Source organism: Cohnella endophytica, from assembly GCF_003628305.1.
Taxonomy (GTDB): domain Bacteria; phylum Bacillota; class Bacilli; order Paenibacillales; family Paenibacillaceae; genus Cohnella; species Cohnella endophytica.
In genome coordinates, this window is the sequence record NZ_RBZM01000007.1 from 396,947 (window position 1) to 420,444 (window position 23,498).

Sequence of the window (23,498 nt, forward strand, 5' to 3'; positions counted from 1 at the left end):
GTCGAGGGTCAATGTCTCTTGATCGAAAATACAACCGGATGGATGTCGGCAAGATATTGGCTAGAGTCGCGACGGGGCAAGCCCATGCGGAGATGGTCATTCGGGGCGGGACGTTGGTCAACGTGAATTCCGGAGAGTTGCTCAAAGGAATGGACGTGGCGATCGCCGGGGGCAGAATCGCGTACGTAGGAAACGCGGAGCATACGATCGGGCCAGAGACGGTCGTCGTCGATGCTACGGGGAAATACCTCGCTCCGGGATTGCTGGATGGGCATATGCATGTCGAAAGCACAATGCTGTCCGTGACCGAGTTCGCGAGAGCCGCGCTAGCCACGGGGACGACGGGCATATTCATGGACCCGCACGAGATCGCGAACGTGTTCGGTTCGGAAGGCGTAAGGTTGATGCACGAAGAAGGACAGCAGCTGCCGCTCAAAGTATTCACCACTTTTCCGTCCTGCGTGCCTGCGACGGACGACTTGGAGGATGCGGGCGCGCGTCTGGAAGTGAGCGATATCGAAGAGGGATTGCGTTGGGACAACGTGGTTGGGCTCGGCGAGGTCATGAACTTCCCAGGTGTCGTCTACGGCGATCCGAAGATGCTCGGGGAGATCGAGGCGACGATCAAGAGCGGCGGTGCTGTCACCGGGCATTTCCCTAGCGAAGATGATCGCATGCTACAAGCCTATTTGGCGTCCGGCGTGACCTCGGATCACGAGACCGTCACCCGGGAACAAGGCCTTCATAAGCTTCGCATGGGCATGCACCTGATGATTCGGGAAGGCTCGGCTTGGCACGACGTCAAAGAAGTCATTAAAGTCGTTACCCAAGATAAGGTCAACACCGATAACATCTCTCTCGTCACCGATGACGTAAGTCCGCAGACGTTAGTGGAGAAAGGCCATCTCAACCACGTCGTTCGACGCGCGATCGAAGAAGGCGTTAACCCGGTGACGGCGATCCAGATGGCGACGATTAACGTGGCTCGTTACTTTAAGCTGGACCAAGACTTGGGTAGCCTTACTCCGGGCAAGTGCGCCGACATTCTCTTGATCGACGATCTTAAGAAGGTCGTGCCTTCGACCGTCATAACGGATGGACAAATCGTATACGATGCAGGCGCCTATCGCGTGGAATTCCCGCAGTTCGTCTACACCGATCAAATCCGTAATTCCATGTACGTTCAGCGGCCGCTCGTTGCCGACGATTTCAAGCTGGCTAGCCGTTTCGGCGACCGGGAACTGACTCGGGTCCATGTCATCGGAGCGATCGAGAACAGCGCCCGGACGGAGAAAAGGACGGCAACGCTCCCAGTGGAGCAAGGCTTCATTCAACCGGACTTGGAGCAGGACGTGATCAAGTTGGCCTGCATCGAACGCCACCGCGGAACGGGCCAAATTTCTCTCGGGTTCGCGAACGGTTTCCGGTTGAAATCGGGAGCGGTTGCCTCGACGGTAGCGCACGACAGTCACAATTTGCTCGTGATGGGAGTCAATGAAGAGGATATGGCGTTCGCGGCCAACGAACTTGTCCGAATCGGCGGCGGAATGATCGTCGTTGACGGCGGCAAAGTGCTCGCCCAAGTCCCGATGGCCATCGCGGGTCTCATGTCCGAGAAATCCTTGCTTGAAGTCGTCGAGGAAGTGGCGCAGCTTGAACAGGCTTGGAAACAGATCGGATGCCCTTTGAACGCGCCATTCATGACGTTCTCCCTGATCGCGCTCCCCGTTATTCCGGAAATTAGGATCACGAATCGCGGTCTAGCCGACGTGACGCAGTTTAAGCTGATCGACGTGGAGATCGAGTAGGCGAGCAGAAGCTTAGAGACAAACATCCCACCTGAACAGGGCGACCTGCTAAGGTGGGTTGTTTGATGTGCTTGGGTTTTTCGCCAAACGAATCGAAGAATATTCGCCAAGGCTAAGGAGAAAATAGACGGGTACTCAATCCTAAGCGTTAATCGCTCTGCGGGAGGGAACCTATGTCAACCAGCACGGCCAGTTCCGTCGATTTCTTAGCCGCGATTAAGAAACGTAGATCGTTATACGCCATCAGCAAACAATCCCCGATCCCGGATTCGCGAATCCAGGAAATCGTGGAAGAGGCAGTCAAGCATGCTCCGTCCTCATTTAACTCTCAAACGGGAAGAACGGTCGTCTTATTCGGACAACAACACGATAGGCTGTGGGATATTACGACGGAAGTTCTGAAGGCCATCGTACCGCCCGATCAATTCCAGTCTACGCAGGACAAGATGAACAGCTTCCGCGCGGGACACGGTACCGTACTGTTCTTCGAGGACTTCAGCGTCGTCGAGTCATTTCAACAGAAATTCGCCTCGTACCAAGACCGGTTCCCGATATGGGCCCAGCAGTCGAGCGGAATGATTCAATTGATCGTATGGACCGCCCTCGAAGCAGAAGGACTAGGCGCGACGCTGCAGCATTACAACCCGCTAATCGACGAGAAGGTCAAGGCGGAATGGAAGCTCCCGGAGAGCTGGCAGCTTATCGCCCAGATGCCGTTCGGAACGCCGACCGCTTCGGCCGGAGACAAGGTGTTTCAACCGATCTCGGAACGGGTTAAAGTGTTCAATTAAAGAAGAAACTAAGGGTAGCGGGGCTGAATTCTGAGCCATCGCTGCCTTTTTTGTTTATGGTTGAAAGGCGGAGTGAGCTCCAAGATCGTTGATGCCACTCATTGGGCAAGGCATGAACGGGTCCCATACTCAAAAGATGCAAATATGCAGTTTTTCTCCGCATGCTTGGCCGAAGTAAGCAAATTCCTACGAATTTGCAGGTATTTATCGACAATAATCCGATTTCAATGCTGATTGGGCCAGAAAGCTGCATATTTGCAGGTATTGATATCCAACCGGCCAATGAGCGTATAATACCTGCACATTAGCAGGCATTCCTTGCGGCAGGTACCATCTCAGACTCCTTTGCAGGTATTCCGCGTATTTGGTTTACCGTGGACTCCTTCGTTTGGTAATTGCGCGTGTTTGCTTTCGCCATAACTCCGAAGTCAAAGTAATAACCCTTAATCTCCTATTCCGCCCCAAAGTTAACGTTGACGTTAAGGTTAAGGATGTGCTAAATTATTCGATGCAGGCGTTAACGGATGGCTATTCAAGTCGATGTTTAAAGGAGCCGTGAGATGAGCTTGAGCACATACAAAATCGAAGAAGTCGCCAAAGAATGCGGGTTAACGAAACGAACGATTCGCTATTACGAGGAAATCGGATTGATTCCCCCTCCCGAGAGGAGCGAAGGCGGATTCCGTCTCTATACCGATCAGCACGTAGAGCGCCTTAAACAGATCATTAACGCGAGGGACGTGTTGGGCATTTCCTTGCAGGAGTTGCAGGAATTCGTGGCGATCAGCGAGGAATTCATCAGCCAACGCGACGAGTACAAACACGTTCAAGACGACGACGCCAAACGGCAAAAGCTGGAGGAGCTTGAAAAGACGCTTTCTAAACAACTGCGATTGATCGACCAAAGAATGGAGAAGCTTACGGAGCTTCGGACGAATATCGGGCAACTGCACGATAGGGTTACGACAGCTCAAGCCAACATGAAATCCGATCGGGAGTGATGAGCGAAGTGGCAAATTCAACTAGAAAAGCGGACGTAACCGCGAACTTGACCGAATCCGTCTCGGGCGGCAGTTTGCTTAAACAACCGCGTGCCGTATGGGCCGTGTTCTTCGCGGGAATCATCGCGTTCATGGGAATCGGGCTGGTCGATCCGATCTTGCCCGCGCTCGCCCATAAACTTAAAGCATCGCCTAGCGAAGTCAGTCTGTTATTCACGAGCTATAACGCCGTTATGGCCGTCGCTATGCTCGTTACCGGCATGATCTCGTCGCGGATCGGCATCAAGGGAACGCTGCTGGCGGGCGTCGTCATTATCGCGGTGTTCTCGGGACTCGGCGGCGCATCTAACGGGATTTGGCAACTGGTCGGTTATCGCGGCGGTTGGGGATTCGGGAACGCGCTGTTCGTGGCGACCGCGCTTACCGCCATCGTATCCTTGTCGAAGAGCGGCGTGACCAAAGCGATCATTCTGTACGAAGCCGCCATCGGGTTAGGGATTTCCGTAGGCCCTCTGCTCGGCGGGGAATTGGGGTCGATCTCCTGGCGGGGTCCTTTCCTTGGCGTGGCTGCGCTTATGGTCGTCGCGTTTATTGCGATTATCACCTTAATGCCTAAGTCGAGCGGACCGCGGGTTACCAAGACAAAGACCTCTATCATGGACCCTTTCCGCGCCTTGAAACACCGCCCGCTCGTCGTTTTCGGAATGACGGCTTGTTTTTACAATTTCGGTTTCTTTACCCTGATGGCTTACGCGCCGTTCGTCATGGGATTGGATGAGCACGGTCTGGGCTATGTATTCTTAGGCTGGGGCATTCTGCTGGCGATCACTTCGGTGTTCATGGCTCCGAGGCTTCAAATCAAATTCGGAACCGTGAAGTCCATGGCCGTCATGCTGACTTTATTCGGATTGACGCTTCTGGCGATGGGAATCTGGACGAATACGCAATGGGTCATTATCGCGGCGGTTATATTCGCCGGCGCTTTGCTCGGCAATAACAACACGTTGATCACGACCGGGGTAATGAACGCGGCGCCGGTCGAACGATCTACCGCATCGGCTGCGTATAGTTTCCTGCGTTTCCTCGGGGGAGCGATCGCTCCTTATTTCGCGGGCAAATTAGGGGAATGGTTCAACCCTCACGTTCCGTTCATCGTGGGCGCCGGATTCGTGCTCGTGTCGGTCCTCTTCATCTTGATGAATCGCAAACACGTAGAACATGTAGACAAAGCTCCCGCGCATTAAGCCGTCACCAACAAAAAAGTTACTGCTTGCTTGAGACTTATTCCCTGTATGGTGACACCCCTCACACTATTAAGAAAAAGCTCTTTCTCCTAAAAGGTGAAGAGCTTTTTCTACATGAAAGGAATAAAATATAAGTTATGATTCCAGTACGAATCTCATATTAAAAGAGGGGTTTCTTTTGCGAAAAATGTTTAATATCTTATTAATTATTTCTATCTTCTGGCTCCCGGCGTGTTCATCTTCAAAAGATTCCCCTAGCTTGGAAAGTTCGATAAAGCCCGTTGGAGAGTTAACGTCCATGCAGACGGCCCAATATGTAATCGGGACGACCAGAGTGCAACCTGAGCTTACGAATGTTTATTATGAACAAGCAGACTTGACTGTGTGGCAGAAATGGCTTGAGGGAGCGGCAAAACCGCAAGTGTTTCCGGAAGATAAAAGCATGAACATAATACAAGTCGTTGCTTTTTATTATGAGGTCAAGGGACAGGCAATGAGAACCGACAGCTATATGCTTGTTACATTTAAGGATGGCACTCTCTACATGAAGCAAATTCAGCCACCGAATAAAATTCAAGATGTGGATCTTTATAACGAATCTGAGAACGATTTAATTATTCGTCGTGCAGGCATGGATGGTTGGTGTCTAATGGGAGATACACACGATCTTTTGTAATAAATGTCGAATTCAACAAGGACACTCCTTATAATTGGTCATCTATTGGGCGTGAAAACCAGAGAGCTTAATCAATTACCTTTTTATGTACATCCAGTTAGGAGGTAGTTCGCTATCCTTGATATGTTCGTAACTTAAAATCGATACCTTTCCAGCATTGTCTATTTGAAATTTCATTTTATCTATACCTACATCAAGATGAGGACCTACATACGGAATTACCGTAACGACCACATCAATGTGTGAATCAAAGCGTTCGATCTCCAAGCGGTTACCGCCAAGATAGGGTGCATATTCAGGCGTTACAGTTAACTTGGCACTGTAATATTTTTCGATTTGAGCTTGAATTTCTGGTGCTAATAGGGTCAATACCAATCTTTGGCAAGGAGCATTTGTAGGTGTTGCATTAGCATGAGGAGCAAAAAATATAGAGCAGAAAAATGGAATTGCATATATTGTTATTAATTTAATCATCATTTCACCTCATGAAGTTAATTTCTCCACAACCATGAAATGTTAATCAATGTTCCGCAGGTAGGGATAGCCCCTTCGCGTTGTCAAGATCGCGCATTGTCCGTTTTTCCCTATTGATCTATGATGATCCTATATAGAAAGAGCCAAGAGGAGGAATTGACGGATGAGCTTCGCCGATAAGTATGCGGAAGAGATCGCCGAACTATTCTCGGCAGCGACAACGGAGACGACTGCGTTTCCTGCGCCTCTGAACGGACTGGGTCTTGCGTTGCTGGACAAGCTCAACCCGCTGACGAGCGGGGCGGGGACTAATTACATCGCATTTTTGCTACCGTATTGGTTACGCGAGCAGACCGCATGCTCCGGCGTATTGTGCCGCGACTTGGCGATCGGTAACGTGTTCGCGATGGTTCATTTCTTCTTGCTGGATGACGCGATGGATTCGGAAACGGGAGTAGGCGGGCTACCGGCCAGAGAGGCGCTCGCTCTCGGACAACTGTTCCAAGCTGCCTTTCAGCGGCGGTACGGGCGTCACTTCGCTGCGGATTCGCCTATATGGACGTATTATCGGAGATATCTCGAACAGTGGGCATCGGCCGTTTCGCAAGAGGGCGCGCTTCCCGCCGATCCGAGCGATTCCGCGAGGCTTGCCGCCAAATCGGCTCCAGTGAAGCTATGCGCCGCAGGGATGTTGCTTTTGTCCGGACAAGAGCAACGTATTCCCGAGCTGGAACAAGCGATCGATCTCGTGCTTGCCACTTTGCAACTATCCGACGATTGGACGGATTGGAACGAGGACTTGCAGGATGGGGGCCATGGCAACGCGTTCCTTACCATCGTGAGGGAAACCCTTGGCGTGGAGCCCGACCAACCATTAGAAGAGCGTTCGGTAAGACGGGCGATCTATCGAGCAAATGCGTTGGAAGGGTTATCCCGCATCGCTAGGAGCTACGGAGAACGCTTGATGACCCTGGCCAACGTGCCGGAACGGCTCCTTGAGATGCAAGAGATGCTACAGGTAGGATTGGAGAAAGATGCTTCCGATGCGGAGAGGAAGACGAATGAACTGGCATCTGAGGGCGGATTGTCCTATATTTTGTCGAAATTCGCAACAAAATGAGAGATTTAGACTGGGACACGTGATATGATAAGGGAGTAATTCATCCACTTATTGGAAGGTTGTGTCCGAATGTCGTTGGAATCATTGAAGGTACAGATCATCAAGAAAGCTTGGGAAGATCCCGCGTTCAAGAAAAGCCTTCTAGCCGATCCGAAGAAGGCGATCGGCGAAGCGTTCGGCGTGGAGATTCCTGAGAAAATCGAGCTGAAAGTGGTTGAAGAAACCCCAACCTTATTCTATCTGGCAATCCCTCCTCAACCCGAAGAAGTAGAGGATGGCGCGTCAAACGTTCAACTCATCTGGTAGAACGATATCTTGAACGGTTAGCGGGAACCGAATGGTGAATTCGGTTCCTTTTCCTTTGGCGCTCCGTACTTTTATCGTCCCCTTCATCACTTCGATAATCCGGTAGGTTACCATCAGCCCGAGACCGGTTCCCTTCGTCTTCGTAGAGAAAAAAGGCACCCCCAGCTTGGCGACCTCGTCTTCTTCCATACCTTGCCCGTTATCCGAGATCCGTACGACGGCTTCGTCCCCTTCCGCGATCGCTTGGACCTCAACGGTGCCGTCCTTCCCGATCGCCTCGATGCTATTTTTGATCATATTGATCAAAGCTTGCTTCAGCTTGGTCGAGTTTCCGTAGATATATAAGCTGTCTTCCGCCCGGCACGAAAGGATGCCTCCGTGCATGGCAGCCATCGGAATCATGATGGCTTCTATTTTCCGGATTTCCTTGGTGAGATCGAGTAACACGATATTTTCCAGCTCCGGCTTAGCGAAGGTCAGGAAATCGGTAATAATCTCCGAGGCGCGGTCTAGCTCGTTCGTCGCCAATTCGAAATACGGCTTGTCCTTTTCGTCGGTTCTGGAAGCTAGCAATTGAAGGAAACCTCTCGTGACCTGCAGCGGATTTCGGACTTCATGCGCGACCGAGGCGGCGAGATCGCTGATGATTTTCAGTTTCTCCGAGCGTTGCAGACGGTGGTTATACAGTTCCAGTTCCTTGGAATACGTCACGAGCTTCGCATAGTCGGCCGATATGCGCCTCGCAAGAATGATGACGAGCGCGATCATCATGAAGATGACGCCGAATTTCCAGAGGAACAGCACGTATCTACGCTCGGACAAGTAATAGAAAATAAGATCGAGGATACCGGACAAGGCGAGCAATAAAATCCCGATCGAGAGGATGATGGCGTTCTTATTGCCTCTGACCGCGTTAACGATCGTCAAAGTAATAATAAGGAGCAACTGGACTAGGATAAAGACGCTCATAATGACGATGGAAACCAAATAGTACATTTCGTAGAAACGCTTCATATCCGTGGCGTAGATCGCAAGGCAGACGACGCAGATTCCGGAGTAGATCGTTTGCGCGTGACGGAACTTCGTGAAGAAGCGATACTGCCCTTCGAAAACCTGATCGATGTAATAATTCAATGCGGGAAACAGCACGAATAGAGATAGGTCGAACAATCGCAGCATCAGGCTGCCGTATTGCTTGAAATAAATATAAGGAAGCGGGGAGTATACGACGATAAGCGTTCCCGTAGTTAACGCGATAAGGCAGAGGGATATCCAAGAGCGCCTTTGGTTACGACGCAAATAACCCGAACAAAGCAGCATGATCAACGCCAGGAACGCGATCGAAGTCCCCAGCAGGAGATCGGGTAATTCGCGCGTGACGAACCGCTCGGATAAGCTATGGAAATCGCCGATTCGAATGTCGCTGATAATCCCGGCGCGTTGGCTCGTCGTTACGATCCGAAGATCGAATTGCCTGTGCTCGGATGAAGGAGTAAACGACATAAGAAGCTTGTTCAGATCGACGGTCAGACTGCGTTTCGACTCGTATAGGAGCTTGCCCTTCTCATAGACGGATAGCTCCAACCCATATAGCCGGTCGATGAGCAATCCCGGGCGCTGCCAATCGTTCGTCGGCGGGACGTCGATTCGTACCCACATCCCACGGGCGTGTTCGGCGAGACCGGTTTTGGAATTCCCGTTACCCGAATGGTTCCAAGCTCCGTCCGCGGGCCGGGTGGCTTCAAGGGATTCGGGAGTATCCAAGATCCACTGGACTTCCCATTCCCGGATGACGACCGGTCCGCGAATGTCTTGGGCAAAAACTTGCTGAGGCAGCAAGAGGTAGAGCGTGATTATAGGGATAAGGAAACGAAAAATTCTAATGTTAGCCATCTGTTTTATCGCCACCTTGTAACTGCCCGGACTTGGCACAATACTAGAGGAGATTCGACAATTTTTTACAGATCCCTCTAATTATTCATAAGAACTTTTGAATAAACATAGTTCTTTTTTCCTTCTTGGGGCAGGTTAAGACGAGGAAACGGAGCATAGATCCTACCGAAAGGGGATGCGAATGAACCAACGCAACGATACGGCGACGGGGCGGCTGGACGGACAGATGAGGCTGCTACTAGCGGTAAACGGTCTGTTTGTCACGGCGAGCGCGCTTTCCGGCACCTTCATCGGCGTGTACCTCTGGAAAGCAAGCAAAGATTTCGTGCTATTGGGCGCGTTTACGTTGCTTACTCATTTCTTGATGGCCGCAACGTTCTGGCTTGCCGGCAAAGGGGTCAAGGAAGGCAATAAGATGGTCTATTTCCGAAGCGGCATCGGCGTATCCGCTTTGTTCTATGCGGCCGTGTTGCTGCTGGGATCGAACGCGATACATTACATAGCTCTGCTCGGCATCGTCCAAGGAATCGCCAACGGCTTATTCTGGCTAGGCTTCAACGTCATTTACTTCGAAGTCACGGACGCGGCGAACCGGGATCGCTTCAACGGGCTCGCGGGCGTTGTCGGTTCGGTCGTCGGGATGCTCGCGCCGTGGTGCTCGGGGTACGTAATCTCGAGAATGTCCGGCGAGACCGGGTATCGGATGATCTTCATGATCTCTCTCGGTTTGTTCGTGGCGGGCATTGCCGTCAGCTTTTTTCTTCGTAACCGGAAGACGGAAGGAAGCTACGATTGGCGCTTGCCGGCGAGAATATGGATCGGCCCCCGGACGCCGTGGCGTCCGGTCTTCTGCGCGTTGGCCGCTCAAGGACTGCGGGAAAGCGTATTCGGCTTGATGATAGGCTTGCTTGTTTATATCCAGACCGGAAGCGAGATGAAGCTGGGTAACTTCGCGCTCATTACGTCGGGCGCGGGGTTCGTCAGCTTCTACGCGACTGGCCGGTGGCTGAAGCCCAAGTGGCGCCCCCGGGGCATGCTCGTTGGAACGATCGCCCTCACGGCGATGATATTGCCGCTATTCTTAGGAGTCAGCTTCGCCGCTCTGCTCGTATTCGGAATCGGAACGGCTTTGTTCCTCCCGTTGTACTTCATTCCGATGACGTCAGCCGTATTCGATCTGATCGGCATGGACGACAACAGCGCGCGGCACCGGGTCGAATACGTGGTGCTTAGGGAGCTGGGACTTAACGCGGGGCGGATTATCGGGATGCTTGCGTTTATAGCGATCATCTCGGTAAGCCGCGCGCCTATAGTCATGACTTGGACATTGTTTGCCATAGGGAGCTCGCCGATAATCAGTTGGTTGTTCATGCGAGGGCGGTTAACCTTCCGTCATTCCCCTTCGTAAATTAACCTTGGAGGTCAATCATATGAAAATCGGAATTATCGGAGCAAGCGGAAAAGCAGGATCGGAGATCTTGAAGGAAGCGGTATCCAGAGGGCATGAAGTAACCGCGATCGTTCGCGATGCCGCGAAAGCGCGCGATCCGAAAGCGGCCGTCATCGAGAAGGATGTATTCGACCTGACGGCACAAGACGTTAGCGCCTTCGACGTAATCGTCAACGCGTTCGGAGCGGCACCCGGACAGGAGCACCTTCACGTGGAAGCGGGGCGGAGGTTGATCTCCGCTATGCAAGGCGCCCCTTCGACTCGCCTGATCGTCGTCGGAGGAGCGGGAAGCCTATACGTAGATGAAGCCCAAACCGTTCGTTTGGTCGACACGCCGGAATTCCCGGATCTGTACAAACCGACCGCGCTTAATCAAGGTCAGAACCTCCAAGATCTGAAGAACGCCTCCGGCATTCAATGGACGTTCGTTAGCCCTGCGGCATTCTTTAATCCCGATGGCCCGCGCACGGGTTCTTACCAGCTCGGCAAAGATAACCTAATCGTGAATTCCAAAGGCGAAAGCCATGTAAGCTACGCCGACTTCGCAATCGCGATCGTAGACGAGATCGAGAATCCGCAGCATCTTAATGCTCGCTTCACACTCGTGTCGGAATCGGCGTAAGCGAGGAGCCAAGCAACGTCGCGATTGATTGCTTTATCCAAAGGGAATGGTCCCGGAGATCGACGATTAGTCGGTTCCGAGACCGTTCCTTTTTTACGTATGTGCCCGTGCCTGCGGAAAAAAGGAAAAATATAGCGCGCCGTCGAAAAATACTAAACAAGCAGAATGCGATATAGATGGGGGAACCGGACACAATTGAGACGCACGGCGACGGGATGCATACTGATAGCTTTCATGGTTTTTACTAGCGCTTGCGCTTTTTCGAATGATAGCCCGACCGATCCGGTAAGGATGCTTGCGGAGAAGAAAATCGCCGAATACAACCAAAGCGGGTACGATTTGATTAATCAAGGAGATTACGAACGCGCGATCTCCAATCTGAATGTAGCGATAGACGAGATCTATGAGCTCGAGCCGACGCTCAAAAATCTAGACAAAGAAGTGGAAATGCCGGAACTGATGGATTCGCCTTTTAATAATCTGAGTTGGGCATACAACGAGATGGGCAATTACGAGGAAAGCCTGAAAGCGATCGATAAAGCGCTGTTGATCTTGCCGAACACGGAATACGAATACGTAAATAAAGGGAATGCCTTGTACGGCTTGAACCGGGGCCATGAAGCGCTGGAAAGCTACGAGATGGCGATCAGCGTGAACGTCAAGCTTGCGAATGCTCATTACGGCAAAGGCATGGTTTTGTACGACGACCGCAAGTACGAAGAAGCGCGGAATGAATTCGACGTTTGCTTAAGCCTGGAGGCGAACGATTTCGATGCCGCGAAAATGAAGGTGCGCTCTCTTGTCGCCCTGCGTCAGGAAGAGCAAGCGAAGGCGTTTGCGGACGACTTGGTGGCGAAGAACGCGCATCTTTATGCTGCTTACGAGGTGAAGTCGGCCGCCTTAGCCGCGATCGGGAATTACGAGGATACCCGGACATTCTATGAATCGATGGACAAAGAGTTCCCAGACCGACTGGAAGCCGGACAGCAACTCGGCGATCTCTATTACGATTACGGGCATTACGATCAGTCGTTAGCCCAGTACAAAAAGCTGCTGACCCGGCACTCGGACAAGATGAGCGTGTATAAGGGAATTATTAAGAGTTACGGGGCATTAGGGGATATGGACGGCGCCTTGTGGAACTTCAAGCAGGCGACGAAGCGCGATACTGCCGATGCTGGGCCGTTTGTCGCGATGGGAGATTTGTACCGGGGGCGTACCGACTATATGGAAGCCGTCCGTTATTACGACGAGGCGCTTCGTTTGGACTCCGGGAACGAGACGATCTACATCGATAAAATAAGCGCGTTATACAACGGCAAGCGTAATTCCGAATGCGCGGCATTCGGTCAAGAGGCTAGACAGTTGTCGGCGATGCGTTCCGACCTAGCTTGGTTTACGGGACAATGCGAGCTGGAGCTCGGGCAATACGATGAAGCGATCGGCGATTTCAAGCGCGCGGTCGAGATCGACCCGAACGATCACGAGGCGTTATCCTCTATCGCGCGCGCTTATTTGTTCCAAGGCAACGACGCCCAAGCGAAGAAGTACAGCGACGAGAGCTTGGAACTGAGCCCGGACGACTCCGCGGGTCAATTCGTAAAAGAAGCATTGCTTACCAAAGCTAAGCCGCTTGGGGAGCAGGTTCGGTTGTTTTTCGGGAATAATTACTTGTATAGCGATGAAGGGGACGGCGGCAAGAAGACGAAGCCGTTAGCCGGACTGGACAAAGCCGGTCTGACGACGAGAGAAATCGCCGAAGCGGTTGACCGGGCGCGGAAAAAGGACGACCCGTTTACGTTTACTCTCTACGGCGGAGAATACGATCAGTTCTCCGACGGGATGGAGAGCGGAGTTACATACCGGGAAGAGGGCAACACGAGTTATATTCGGGTCGATAGCTTCGAGAGCAACACGGATGATCGGTTCATCGAAGCGATCGACCGGATTCCCGATCCGGGCAAGCGGACGCTGGTTATCGACCTGCGCGGCAACTTCGGAGGATTGACCGACAGCGCCAACCATATGGCGGATGCGCTTCTCCCTCAAGTCGTCGTAAGTACGCTCATTCGCAAGGATGGCTCGACGGAAAATTATTATTCCGACGCCTCGCGCGTCGTTTTCAAGAAAATCGCCATCCTGGTAGACGAGAACACGGCCAGCGCGTCCGAGTTGTTGACTTTGAGCTTGAAGACTTATCTGAATAACGTCACGGTGATTGGCCGCAACACTTTCGGCAAAGGCGTCGGGCAACAAGTATTCGAGGACAAGCCGCATAAATTAATGGTGTTCGTCGTTAACTTCTATTGGAACGTTCGCCAGACGAATATTATGGGCACGGGCATTAAGCCCGATATTTACGTGAAAGGCGATAAGCTGGAGAGCTTTATGGCGGCTGTATAGAATCGGATGGAAAGAAGAATACGTGTTTCGAGAGGGCACCTTCCGCGAGGTGCCCTTATTCTCGTCGCATTCCGAGGCCTCTCCACTTGTTTAACCGAAAAGATTCTGGGACAATAAGAGCAACATAACGAAGAAGTAGCGGAAAGAGGACGACGAAATGAACAAACAATCCATCTACGGGCTGACGTTCGAGCAGCTGACGGCATGGTTGATAGAGCACGGACACAAAAAATCGCGGGCATCCCACGTGTGGGAGTGGCTGTATCGGAAGCGGGTTACGGATTTCTCCGACATGATCGACGTGAACAAGGAGTGCTCGCAGCTTCTTTCCGAACATTTTGCCATTCAGACGCTGACGGAGCATACGAAACAGCAATCCGCGGACGGTACGATCAAGTTTCTGTTTAAGCTGTACGACGGCAACTTGATCGAAACCGTATTAATGAGGCATAAGTTCGGTTTGTCGGTGTGCGTCACGACGCAAGTCGGCTGCAATATCGGCTGCAGCTTCTGCGCGAGCGGCCTGTTGAAAAAAAGCCGAGACCTCTCCAGCGGGGAGATCGTAGAGCAGGTCATGAACGTGCAGCACCATCTGGATCAAGCGGGCGAAGGGGATCTCGTGAGCCACATCGTGGTCATGGGAATCGGGGAGCCGTTCGATAATTTCACGAATCTCGTGGATTTCCTGAACGTGGTCAAGGATCAGAAAGGTTTGGCGCTCGCGGCAAGGCATATTACAGTATCAACGAGCGGGCTCGCCGACAAAATCTACGAATTCACGGACGCCGATCTCCGGGTTAACCTGGCGGTATCGTTACACGCGCCGAACGATGAGCTTAGGACGCGTATCATGAAGATCAATAAGGCGATTCCGATAGAGAAGCTAATGAAGGCTATCGATTACTACTTGGAACGGACGAATCGCAGAATTACGCTGGAATATATTTTGCTTAAAGACGTCAACGACCAACGCGAGCATGCGATCGAGCTATCCGAGCTGATCGGCGAGCACCGCCGTTCGCTCGTGAACGTTAATCTCATTCCTTACAACCCCGTTGACGAGCATAGCCAGTATCAACGGACGGACCGCGCTACGGTAAGCGCGTTCTACGACACGCTGAAGAAGCAGGGCGTAAGCGTAAGCGTTCGCCTCGAGCATGGGACGGATATCGACGCCGCATGCGGGCAATTGCGCAGCAAGCAGATCAAAGCGGAAGCGCAGAGGAGCGGATAGTCATGAGATATCGGCATCTTGGTCATAGCGGGTTAGAAGTGTCCGCGCTGGGTCTTGGTACGAACGCTTTCGGGAAACGGTCGGATGAAGAGGCTTCGATCCGGATCATCCATTACGCGCTGGACAATGGAATCAATTTCATCGATACGGCGAACATCTACGCGGGTACCGAATCGGAGCGGATCATCGGACTGGCGCTGGCGGGCAGGCGCGAACAAGCCGTTCTGACTACGAAGGCCGGATTGCCGAGAGGCGCCGGACCGAACGAACGGGGCTCGGGACGGGTCCATCTTCAGCGGGAGCTCGAGATGAGTCTGAAACGCTTGAACACCGATTACGTCGATCTGTACCAGATTCATACTTTCGATCCGCACACGCCTCTCGAAGAGACGTTGCGGGCATTGGAGGACATGGTTAGCGCGGGCAAGGTGCGTTATATCGGAGCTTCCAATTACGCGGCATGGGAATTAATGAAGGCGCTTGGGATTAGCGACCATAGAGGCTTATCGCGGTATGTATCGATACAGACGAGCTACTCTCTCGCCGACCGTACGCCGGAGAACGAGCTCGTACCGCTCTGCCTTGACCAGGGCGTCGGCATCATTCCGTATTTCCCCCTGGCGGGCGGCATTCTGAGCGGAAAGTATAGCTTGTCCGGGGAAGGCCCAGAGGACTCAAGGGTCGCTACGGATCCTTCGTTCCGCAGGTTCATGGAAGGGCGCAACATGGAACTGGGAGAGCGGGTTAGCAAGCTTGCCATGGAACATGGGCATAGTCCGAGCGCTTTGTCCCTGGCATGGCTGATGGACCGACCGGCCGTCTCGACTGTCATCGTAGGTGCGACTCGGGCAGATCAGGTGGAAGCGAACCTGGAGAGCGTAACCTTGGAGCTCGGCGAAGAGTTGCGGTCGGCGCTGGACGAGATCAGCGACGATTTCCGTTACGGTCGGCCTTTCGCGAATTTTCGGTTGAGCTAAGGAGAGGGCGGCGAGGTGCGATGTCCAACTTGCAGATCGGCACTTTCGTTCTGAATGCGGAGCTGCTGGTATACATCGTAGCCGGCATCTTCGGCGTGTTTGCCGTTTGGATTAAACTACGGACGCATCCCGAGCGGGAGACGGCGGTCTCTATCGCTTGGAATGCGTCTTTCCTATGGATTGCGATATGGAAAGGCAGCCTTCTGCTCTTCGATCCGGCAAGCGTGATCGACCATCCGCTATCGCTGGCTTTCTTCAGCGGCGGAACGAAGGGCTTCTGGATCGCCACCGTCGCGTCGATCGCTTATTTGTGGCTTCGCTATCGCCGCAAGGCTAGGCTTCTGCCTGCGCAAGCAGCTGGAGTTACGGCTACTATGCTATCGGGATGGGCGGCGGCCGCGAGTTTGGCGAGGGTGGTTTTGTCGTTGGGTTCGGAGCGGTCGGCGGGCGAGGGAATGGACGTTCAATTGATCGTTGTGCTCATCCTGTCGGTCGTCGCGCTGGCGCTTCTGCTCAGCCCGACGCGCAGATTGGCGCCACAGGCGCTGGGCGCGGCGCTCGTCCTGACTATGGCAGGCTTCACCGTGGGAGGGCCGATCCATGAGCGGGGCGCTCGGGTCGAACAGGTTGCTCCGGATTTCCAGCTTAAGGACTTGAACGGAAATTCCGTGAGCCTGTCCGATTATAAGGGCAAAACCGTACTAATGAACTTCTGGGCGACATGGTGCCAAGTATGCAAGGCCGAGATGCCCCACGTAGAGAAGCTCTATGAGAAATACAAGGACGGCGACGTCGTCATTCTATCGGTGAACGCGACGAGCCAGGAACGGGATGCTCAGCGGGTCGAGAACTACGTCGATAAGCACGGTCTCAGCTTCCCGATCGTATTGGACGAGCGGGGCGAAGCTTTGCACGATTATCGGGTAACTGCCTATCCGACAACCTATATCATCGGACCGGACGGCAAGATCCGGCAGCGTTATCTCGGGGCTTTCAGCTACGAGGACATGAATAAGGCACTGGCTGAGGCCAGTGCCGGGTAGTGGTTTGTCGGCTATGTGGGTGATGTGTGTTCGGCGTAGCGATGTACATTAGCCTAGCCTTCATAAGTGCCGTTCGTGATCTTGTCTTCCTCGTTGTCGCGGATCGTTTTCTGCAGAACCAGACTCGTTACGATAAGGAAAGCGGCCGCGATCGCGTAATATCCGACTACGTAGAGCGGCTCCTCCAACGTCGTTAACCCCACGAATTCGAATAAGATGGCAAGAAGGAAACCGACCCAGGACAAAAACGTGAATGCCGAAGTGTTCCGTTTGCGGTGGTGATGGTTCTGTTCGCGCAGGTAGTTGTCTTCGTCGTTATCCCGTACGACCTTCTGAAGGACGAAAGCGGTAATGATGAGCAGAATCGCCACGGCCGCATAATATCCTCTTACGGAGAGCGGCTGCTTTAAAGTGTAAATCCCTCCGAATTCAAAAGCGAACGCAAGCACGAAAGCTCCCCAAGCCATGAACGTGAATGTCGGAGTGTTCCGACGGCGATAGAAATTGTTTTTGTGTCTTACGCTCTGAATCGGAATTTGAGTTTGTTGTTGTTGGGTTTGAATTCCGTCTTCCATGTGGATGTCCTCCTAAAGGGCTTTGCCCGTAACTTATTGGTGTTTCTTTCGTTAGATTCATCATAGAACCGACGGGCAGTAACGAATAGTTCCAACTTCTTATGGTACCGCTAGAAACGGGGCCGTCCCGCAAGGTCGAAGTATGACCTTTAGGAACAGCCCCGTTTGTGTACGGAAGAACCGATGGACCTAACGCGCACCTGCATTTCGTACAGTTTGTTTCGCTGAAACGGAGGGTTTGGCCGATTCACCTGTATTTCCTACAGGTGAATCAAGCCGAATGGGCACAAAACCTACTTTTTGCTCAGATAGCCTGTACTTTTTGCAGGTTGTCACACCAAAACTCGGCATTCCGGCGAAATTACATGTACTTTTTGCAGGTAGTGCTTCCTCGTGTGTGGCAATTAGTTACCTTTGGAGGTTATGGTGCTGGTTATACAGTTATAGGTGTTACAGTCACTTCTTTGGTCGCGAAGCTCTTGTTGCCAAGGCTATCCGTGACAGTGATTTTGACAACGTACGTAGCGGCAACATTCCAGTCCGTGATGTCTACGTAGTCCATGTCCGTAATCGGGTTGTGAAATCCAAACTTAACCACTGTAGCTAACAAAGTGTCAGCTGAAATCAAGTCACGATAGCTGCTCGGGGATTTGCCGCCAGTCGAATAATTTTGTTCCGGCGTCCATAAGTAACCATCCCAAGCTTTGCTCTTTACGAGGGCATCGTGGGTCATGGTGTTTGTGAGAGCGGAAAGTTGGCCGTCGCTGCCTTTGGTGAAGTACTCGATTTTCACATCGGCAGCTTGGGAGCTCAAGTTGATTTCTTTGTCGATGCTAAATTGCAGAAGCAGGCCTTCTCCAACCGTTAACGATACGTTGCTAATTGAAGGTACAGTGGTTTCAACAGTCTTGATATCCGTTACCGTTCCGGAATTATCCGTCACAGTAATTTTAGCTACATAAGTGGCAGGGGCATTCCAATCGATGTCGACATAGTCCATATCACCGTTTGAATGGAAACCCTGTCTAACCAATGTAACCAACGAAGTGTCTGCTGGGATGACATTCAAATAAGTACTATTGAGTTTCAAACCTTTAGAATAGCTTTTTTGAGTAATAGCTCCGTATAGGTAGCCGTCCCAATCCTTGTTTTTGACAAGGTTAGAGCCTGCGATCGAGTTGCCGATAGGCGTCTCAACATTACCCGATTTCGTGAAGTACTCGATTTTTACGTTTGCGTTGGAGTCGAAATCAAGGGCCTTGTTGACACTGAAGCCAAGTATTAATCCGTTATCAACAACTAAGCTGGCATTATTAATTTTCAATCCTGTGTCCGCAGGGAAAGAACCGTTCGTTACTTCGACTTGTTTCATGCTCCAGTTACCCGAATTATCGGTTACTTTAATCTGCGCAACGTAAGTTGCAGGAAGCGACCAGTCGATATTAGCGTAATCCATATCCCCATTATCGTGGTAGCCGTACTTAACTAACGTGGCAAGATTCGAATTTGCCGGAATTACGTTTGAGTAGGTTGACTGCGGATCCGTTCCTTTGGAGTAACTGACATGGGTGTCCACGTTGTACAGATAACCATCCCAAGTTTTGTCTTTGACCAAGGGAGGATGCTCGTCCTTGATAAGGTTGCTGATCGGCTCTAAGCCGGCATACTTCTTCGTAAAATATTTGATTTCTACATTAGCGGAAGAAGTGCTCAGGTCGATTTGTTTGTTAAAGCTGAAATTAAGCAACAATCCTCCATCAACGATCGATAAAGCAGCGTCGCTTTTAATAATTGGCGCCGTAGTGTCTCCACTACCACCACCACCGCCGCCCCCGCCACTTACGGGCGGTGTGACTGTTCCGGAAGAGTCGGTTACTTTGTTAGGCTGCGTCTCGAAAGTCGTCCCCTTAGCTGCATCGCTAACGGTTGCATTCTCGATCGTTCCCGTGCCTAACAGTTTTGCGACGGCTCCCAGAACGAGATTAAGGATTTTAGCATCCTTGCCCAGATTCAAAGACGTTCCGGTTGCGGTGGATTCCGTCGTCACTTTATCCACGCTGCCTACCGGAATATCGATTTTGATCGAGGCGCCGGATACGGTCAGACTTTCAAAGGAACCTTTCAACGTTACTAGAGAATCCTTAGGCAGCAGGTCTGTTAATTGAACCGCTTTAATCCCGGTGCCCGTCACGTTGGACTCTTCGATCGTGGCCGGGGTCTGAACGACCACGGTTGCAACGGTCGTTGAGCCTTCGGCTACGATACGTACGGTTCCGTTTGCTTTGTCGATTACGATCGTAAGCAAGATCGAATCTTCGAAGTGGATACTGTTCGCGCCGCCGCCGTTTACGATCGTTTTTCCTTTGACCGTCACGTTCTTTAAAGTGGCGTCTCCTTCTCCGATTCCTTCGCCCAACAGCAAGTCTCCGTTGACTACCGTGTTCTGCAAGGTTACGCCGGATACGGCAATCTCGACGGTCCCATTAATTACTTGGCTGCCTGTCGCCGGACCATAAGTTCCTGCGGCAGCGAAAGTGGTAACTCTCAACTTAAGAGCCCGGTCTAGGGCCACGATCGCTTCGGCGCGGGTCGTGGGGCTAGTCGGTCTGAAGTTATTTGCCGACGATGGTGTCATGATTTTATCGGCTACGACGGCGTTAATCGCGGCTTTGCTCCATGCGGCAATGCTCGCGTCGTCCTTAAAGGAGCTTGCCGCGGCGTTTGCCGTATTTAGTTTAAGCAACTTTGCAATGGCAGAGGCGATTTCTTCGCGGGTAATCTCATTGCTAGGGCGGAAGGTATTGTTCTGATAGCCGGTAATATAACCTGCTTTAACGGCGATCTGTACTTCCGGGTAAGACCAATCTTTGGCCTTCAGATCCGTAAAGGAGATATCCGCCTTTTCCGACAAACCGAAAGAGTGATTGGCGAGGGAAACGAATTCGGCCCTGGTGATATTTTTGTTAGGTTTAAAAGAGCCGTCCGGGAAGCCTTTAACGAACCCTTGATCGATCCAGCTCGTAATTTGGCTCTCCGCCCAATGGCCTTTAATGTCGCTTTGAGCGCTTGCGCCGAATGCGGCAGTGCTGAATGAGGAGAAGATCAGGCAAATGGAGAGCAAGAAGCTAACGAGCTTGCGATGCGGTTTTAGAATAGACATCTGTTCCTCCTGGGCTGGATAGTATTGTTATTTAGATAAAGCTCGGGGCTATGAAACTCTCATGAGGTGATTACTAGGTCAAAAGCCGGGAACACTACCCTCCTCTTTAATAGTCTTTAAAACCTACTATGAGAAAAAAGGTAAGCTGAGAGAACTGCGCCTCAAGACGCAGTTCTCTACCATCATTATACACAATCTACCAAATAAGGAGAATTGTTTTTTGAAAGCGATACAAATTCCAATAAATCGATAGACGAACAGACTGCGTGCTCTTGAACGATAGGCAAATGGAACAACAGGAGAAGAATTCGATGTCTAAGGGGAATATTATCGAGGATATTCGAGGTGAGTAACTGAATCGCCGAATGAATTCAACGCGGGCGTCAGGCAGTATAGAAGGAAACGTTAGTCCGATGCGAGGGAGACCGAAGAAGGCTATAAGCCAACAGAAACTGAGCGGCATAGTAGGTCGTCATGATATACGTTCCGGAATGCGCGATGTCGGAGACGAATAGATTCCAGGAAAGGATCGAGTCCGACGCCACGAAGAGCAAGGCACCCGTGATCGCCCATCGTTGCCCGCTCATGATCGCGGTCCAAGCCATCGAGGATATGACGATTAAATACGCCAAGACGGGAGCCATTAACGCTCCTTTGTCGTGTTGAGCGAGGGCGTCCATCAGCTTCCAGCCCATGAACAACGCAAATAAGAAGATCGGAACGACCGCGGCGAATCTCGTTTTCGAGTAACGCCAGCGTCTGACGAAAGCGGCGAAATAGAAGATGTGGCCGATCAGGAAGGCGGACAGTCCCACGACGAACATTCCGAGCAACCCGTCGCCAAGCATGCAGAAGAACAGTCCGATTAAGATCAGCTTAGAGTAGCGCTCCTTGAAGGCGGGGGAATTCAAATAGGCATAAACGATGATCAATCCCATCGGAACGAGCTTGAACAGAAGCTTGACGGCATGCGGATCGGACGGGATGACGAAAATATAAAGCAAGCCCATGAGCAGGATAAGTACGGGCAATCCGATCGTTCTTGCGGTTGTCACAGGATAATCCCCCAACAAGTCGTTTTCTAATGAATTCTACAACCGGTGGAGCAATCCTTTGCCAATTCCCCCCACGCGAGCGAAAAAAGAGAATGTAGCACCCGTTATCGGTTACAATGGAATAGAGAAAGAAAAGGGGAGCTGTGCATCATGTCGAACGAAGAGGTAATCCTGACCAAAGAAGGCTTGGCGAAATTGCAAGCCGAGTTGGACGATTTGAAATACGTGAAGCGCAAAGAGCTGGCAGCACGCATTAAGCTTGCGATCAGCTATGGCGACCTGAAGGAGAACAGCGAGTACCATTCGGCGAAGAACGACCAGTCGTTCATGGAGACGAGAATTATCGTTCTCGAGAAAATGCTGAATAAAGCGCGCGTGGTCGAAACAGGCGGATTGGATGCTTCTAAAGTTCAAGTCGGCGCCGTCGTCGTCGTAAATGATGTCGAGCTATCCGAACAAATGGAATACCAGATCGTCGGCCCGGCCGAGGCGGATGTCTTGGATAATAAAATTTCTTACGAAAGCCCGTTAGGAAAGGGACTGATCGGCAAACAAATCGGCGATGTGGTGAGCATCAGCGCTCCCATGGGTATCGTGAAGTACGAAGTCCTCGAGATCAAACCGGCATAATTAAGCGCGAGAAAACAAACAACCCAGCACCCCTTTCGTCAGGGGTGCTGGGTTGTTTTGCGTCGCTAATGTTAATCAGAAATCGGATCTGCCCATTTTGCCGGCTTGGAAGTCTTGAAACGCTTCGACTAGCTCCGCTTTGCTGTTCATGACGAAAGGGCCATGCTGGAAGACGGGTTCGCCCAAAGGCTCGCCGCTAAGCACGATGACGAGAGCGTCGTCGTCCAAGCCTTCGATGCGAATTTCCCCATCGGCATTACCGAAAAGGACGAAATCTCCTTCTTTGGCCGCATGGTTCTCATTGATCGTCACTTCTCCCCGGAGGACGAGCAAACCGGTGTTGAATGCGGCCGGCAGCCGGAAGGAAGCTATGCCGCCTGCCCGGAACGCAATGTCGAAGAGATGAATAGGGGTAAAAGTGCTCGCGGGACCGCGGACTCCGTTATACTCTCCGGCGATGACCCGAACCGTTCCTCCGTCGTCCGGAAGCTCGGCTTTTCCCATATCTCCGCTCAATAGCTCCTGATATTTCGGCGAATGCATTTTGCTGGCGCGCGGCAGGTTCACCCAGAGTTGGATCATCTGGAAGATGCCGCCCTGCTTGGAGAATTCCTGCTCTTGGTACTCTTTATGAAGAAGCCCCGAGCCGGCCGTCATCCATTGTACGTCTCCGGGACCGATGATTCCGTGATTGCCGTGATTATCGTGATGCTCGATGCGGCCTTGATAAGCGATCGTAACGGTCTCGAAACCGCGGTGAGGATGCGCTCCCACGCCTTTGACCGTATCGGAAGGGGGGAATTGAAACGGCGCGTTATAATCCATGAGGATGAACGGGCTGAATCGTTCGCCGAAATCGTTTCCCCCCGGAAAATAGTTCGACACCCGGAAACCGTCGCCGACCATGTGAAAAGGGGCCCCCGTAAAGTTTCCTTCGATTGCGCGGTATGCAGTCATCGTAAGACAACTCCTCTCGACTTGCTTTTTCTTAAACAGATAATCTCTATTTAAGATATCTTTATTTTAAGATAAATAG

General features: G+C 51.8%; 20 protein-coding genes and 1 pseudogene. 14 read left to right on the plus strand and 7 right to left on the minus strand.

From position 1 onward, the window contains the following. Window positions 1-11: 11 nt before the first annotated feature. From ade to D7Z26_RS17750, 5 genes are all read left to right on the plus strand, one after another. Window positions 12-1,808 (plus strand): adenine deaminase, encoded by a 1,797-nt coding sequence (gene ade, locus D7Z26_RS17730; RefSeq protein ID WP_120978317.1) that lies wholly within the window; start codon window positions 12-14, stop codon window positions 1,806-1,808. A 173-nt stretch (window positions 1,809-1,981) separates the two neighbouring features. Continuing rightward, window positions 1,982-2,599, plus strand: coding sequence for a nitroreductase family protein (locus D7Z26_RS17735; RefSeq protein WP_120978318.1), 618 nt, complete (start codon window positions 1,982-1,984; stop codon window positions 2,597-2,599). A gap of 560 nt (window positions 2,600-3,159) precedes the next feature. Further along, window positions 3,160-3,600: a MerR family transcriptional regulator gene (locus D7Z26_RS17740; RefSeq protein ID WP_407643529.1), complete on the plus strand. Its 441-nt coding sequence runs from the start codon at window positions 3,160-3,162 to the stop codon at window positions 3,598-3,600. After that, a complete protein-coding gene (locus tag D7Z26_RS17745) occupies window positions 3,600-4,844 on the plus strand; it encodes an MFS transporter (protein WP_120978319.1) in 1,245 nt (414 codons plus the stop codon). The genes D7Z26_RS17740 and D7Z26_RS17745 overlap by 1 nt, the downstream gene beginning before the upstream one ends. 298 nt (window positions 4,845-5,142) lie before the next feature. After that, window positions 5,143-5,520, plus strand: coding sequence for a hypothetical protein (locus D7Z26_RS17750; RefSeq protein WP_120978320.1), 378 nt, complete (start codon window positions 5,143-5,145; stop codon window positions 5,518-5,520). Between the two features lie 75 nt (window positions 5,521-5,595). On the opposite strand, the gene D7Z26_RS17755 is transcribed toward D7Z26_RS17750, so the two are convergent. Continuing rightward, window positions 5,596-5,994 (minus strand): DUF3888 domain-containing protein, encoded by a 399-nt coding sequence (locus D7Z26_RS17755; RefSeq protein ID WP_233567011.1) that lies wholly within the window; start codon window positions 5,992-5,994, stop codon window positions 5,596-5,598. 163 nt (window positions 5,995-6,157) lie between these two features. Here D7Z26_RS17755 and D7Z26_RS17760 point away from each other — a divergent pair, with 163 nt between their 5' ends. Both D7Z26_RS17760 and D7Z26_RS17765 read left to right on the plus strand, forming a co-directional pair. Next, complete coding sequence (locus D7Z26_RS17760; protein WP_120978322.1) at window positions 6,158-7,114, plus strand: hypothetical protein; 957 nt, start codon at window positions 6,158-6,160, stop codon at window positions 7,112-7,114. Window positions 7,115-7,183: 69 nt separating this feature from the next. Next, window positions 7,184-7,420, plus strand: a complete 237-nt coding sequence (locus D7Z26_RS17765; protein ID WP_120978323.1) for an NHLP leader peptide family RiPP precursor — start codon at window positions 7,184-7,186, stop codon at window positions 7,418-7,420. Here D7Z26_RS17765 and D7Z26_RS17770 read toward each other — a convergent pair. Continuing rightward, the gene (locus D7Z26_RS17770) at window positions 7,397-9,313 is read right to left on the minus strand and encodes a sensor histidine kinase (protein ID WP_120978324.1); all 1,917 of its coding nucleotides are present in this window, start codon (window positions 9,311-9,313) and stop codon (window positions 7,397-7,399) included. The two genes, D7Z26_RS17765 and D7Z26_RS17770, sit on opposite strands and share 24 nt — an antisense overlap. 181 nt (window positions 9,314-9,494) lie before the next feature. Between D7Z26_RS17770 and D7Z26_RS17775 the strand changes: the two genes are divergently transcribed. The 6 genes from D7Z26_RS17775 to D7Z26_RS17800 all read left to right on the plus strand — a co-directional run bounded on the left by D7Z26_RS17775 (window position 9,495) and on the right by D7Z26_RS17800 (window position 17,042). After that, window positions 9,495-10,721: an MFS transporter gene (locus tag D7Z26_RS17775; protein ID WP_120978325.1), complete on the plus strand. Its 1,227-nt coding sequence runs from the start codon at window positions 9,495-9,497 to the stop codon at window positions 10,719-10,721. Between the two features lie 22 nt (window positions 10,722-10,743). After that, entirely contained in the window at window positions 10,744-11,385 is a 642-nt protein-coding gene (locus D7Z26_RS17780) for an NAD(P)-dependent oxidoreductase (RefSeq protein ID WP_120978326.1), read from the plus strand. A 195-nt stretch (window positions 11,386-11,580) separates the two neighbouring features. Then, entirely contained in the window at window positions 11,581-13,788 is a 2,208-nt protein-coding gene (locus D7Z26_RS17785; protein ID WP_158602365.1) for a S41 family peptidase, read from the plus strand. Window positions 13,789-13,945: 157 nt separating this feature from the next. Beyond that, a complete protein-coding gene (gene rlmN / locus D7Z26_RS17790) occupies window positions 13,946-15,022 on the plus strand; it encodes a 23S rRNA (adenine(2503)-C(2))-methyltransferase RlmN (RefSeq protein ID WP_120978328.1) in 1,077 nt (358 codons plus the stop codon). A gap of 2 nt (window positions 15,023-15,024) precedes the next feature. Beyond that, on the plus strand, window positions 15,025-15,999 hold the full coding sequence (locus tag D7Z26_RS17795; protein WP_120978330.1) for an aldo/keto reductase: 975 nt from the start codon (window positions 15,025-15,027) through the stop codon (window positions 15,997-15,999). Window positions 16,000-16,019: 20 nt separating this feature from the next. After that, entirely contained in the window at window positions 16,020-17,042 is a 1,023-nt protein-coding gene (locus tag D7Z26_RS17800; RefSeq protein WP_120978331.1) for a TlpA family protein disulfide reductase, read from the plus strand. A 53-nt stretch (window positions 17,043-17,095) separates the two neighbouring features. Here the strand turns inward: D7Z26_RS17800 and D7Z26_RS27825 are convergent, their stop codons facing one another. The 4 genes and pseudogenes from D7Z26_RS27825 to D7Z26_RS17815 all read right to left on the minus strand — a co-directional run bounded on the left by D7Z26_RS27825 (window position 17,096) and on the right by D7Z26_RS17815 (window position 21,832). Further along, the gene (locus D7Z26_RS27825) at window positions 17,096-17,287 is read right to left on the minus strand and encodes a YiaA/YiaB family inner membrane protein (RefSeq protein WP_407643532.1); all 192 of its coding nucleotides are present in this window, start codon (window positions 17,285-17,287) and stop codon (window positions 17,096-17,098) included. Between the two features lie 57 nt (window positions 17,288-17,344). Continuing rightward, window positions 17,345-17,509 (minus strand): annotated as a pseudogene (locus tag D7Z26_RS27830) (YiaA/YiaB family inner membrane protein); the annotation flags it as partial. A 541-nt stretch (window positions 17,510-18,050) separates the two neighbouring features. After that, window positions 18,051-20,777: an S-layer homology domain-containing protein gene (locus D7Z26_RS17810; protein ID WP_120978332.1), complete on the minus strand. Its 2,727-nt coding sequence runs from the start codon at window positions 20,775-20,777 to the stop codon at window positions 18,051-18,053. 383 nt (window positions 20,778-21,160) lie between these two features. After that, the gene (locus D7Z26_RS17815) at window positions 21,161-21,832 is read right to left on the minus strand and encodes a lysoplasmalogenase (RefSeq protein ID WP_233567012.1); all 672 of its coding nucleotides are present in this window, start codon (window positions 21,830-21,832) and stop codon (window positions 21,161-21,163) included. 150 nt (window positions 21,833-21,982) lie between these two features. On the opposite strand from D7Z26_RS17815, the gene greA reads away from it, so the two are divergent. Then, on the plus strand, window positions 21,983-22,462 hold the full coding sequence (gene greA, locus D7Z26_RS17820) for a transcription elongation factor GreA (RefSeq protein ID WP_120978334.1): 480 nt from the start codon (window positions 21,983-21,985) through the stop codon (window positions 22,460-22,462). A 75-nt stretch (window positions 22,463-22,537) separates the two neighbouring features. Here the strand turns inward: greA and D7Z26_RS17825 are convergent, their stop codons facing one another. Beyond that, the gene (locus tag D7Z26_RS17825; protein ID WP_120978335.1) at window positions 22,538-23,419 is read right to left on the minus strand and encodes a pirin family protein; all 882 of its coding nucleotides are present in this window, start codon (window positions 23,417-23,419) and stop codon (window positions 22,538-22,540) included. Window positions 23,420-23,498: the final 79 nt, after the last annotated feature.

What these genes read in the sequence shown, in the direction of transcription:
- D7Z26_RS17735 (WP_120978318.1), top strand. Translation starts at nt 1,982, where the DNA reads ATGTCAACCAGCACGGCCAGTTCCGTCGATTTCTTAGCCGCGATTAAG.
- ade (WP_120978317.1), top strand. Translation starts at nt 12, where the DNA reads ATGTCTCTTGATCGAAAATACAACCGGATGGATGTCGGCAAGATATTG.
- rlmN (WP_120978328.1), top strand. Translation starts at nt 13,946, where the DNA reads ATGAACAAACAATCCATCTACGGGCTGACGTTCGAGCAGCTGACGGCA.
- D7Z26_RS17755 (WP_233567011.1), bottom strand. Translation starts at nt 5,994, where the DNA reads ATGATTAAATTAATAACAATATATGCAATTCCATTTTTCTGCTCTATA.
- D7Z26_RS17760 (WP_120978322.1), top strand. Translation starts at nt 6,158, where the DNA reads ATGAGCTTCGCCGATAAGTATGCGGAAGAGATCGCCGAACTATTCTCG.
- D7Z26_RS17795 (WP_120978330.1), top strand. Translation starts at nt 15,025, where the DNA reads ATGAGATATCGGCATCTTGGTCATAGCGGGTTAGAAGTGTCCGCGCTG.
- D7Z26_RS17775 (WP_120978325.1), top strand. Translation starts at nt 9,495, where the DNA reads ATGAACCAACGCAACGATACGGCGACGGGGCGGCTGGACGGACAGATG.
- D7Z26_RS17780 (WP_120978326.1), top strand. Translation starts at nt 10,744, where the DNA reads ATGAAAATCGGAATTATCGGAGCAAGCGGAAAAGCAGGATCGGAGATC.
- greA (WP_120978334.1), top strand. Translation starts at nt 21,983, where the DNA reads ATGTCGAACGAAGAGGTAATCCTGACCAAAGAAGGCTTGGCGAAATTG.
- D7Z26_RS17810 (WP_120978332.1), bottom strand. Translation starts at nt 20,777, where the DNA reads ATGTCTATTCTAAAACCGCATCGCAAGCTCGTTAGCTTCTTGCTCTCC.
- D7Z26_RS17770 (WP_120978324.1), bottom strand. Translation starts at nt 9,313, where the DNA reads ATGGCTAACATTAGAATTTTTCGTTTCCTTATCCCTATAATCACGCTC.
- D7Z26_RS17825 (WP_120978335.1), bottom strand. Translation starts at nt 23,419, where the DNA reads ATGACTGCATACCGCGCAATCGAAGGAAACTTTACGGGGGCCCCTTTT.
- D7Z26_RS17750 (WP_120978320.1), top strand. Translation starts at nt 5,143, where the DNA reads ATGCAGACGGCCCAATATGTAATCGGGACGACCAGAGTGCAACCTGAG.
- D7Z26_RS17800 (WP_120978331.1), top strand. Translation starts at nt 16,020, where the DNA reads ATGTCCAACTTGCAGATCGGCACTTTCGTTCTGAATGCGGAGCTGCTG.
- D7Z26_RS17765 (WP_120978323.1), top strand. Translation starts at nt 7,184, where the DNA reads ATGTCGTTGGAATCATTGAAGGTACAGATCATCAAGAAAGCTTGGGAA.
- D7Z26_RS17740 (WP_407643529.1), top strand. Translation starts at nt 3,160, where the DNA reads ATGAGCTTGAGCACATACAAAATCGAAGAAGTCGCCAAAGAATGCGGG.
- D7Z26_RS17745 (WP_120978319.1), top strand. Translation starts at nt 3,600, where the DNA reads ATGAGCGAAGTGGCAAATTCAACTAGAAAAGCGGACGTAACCGCGAAC.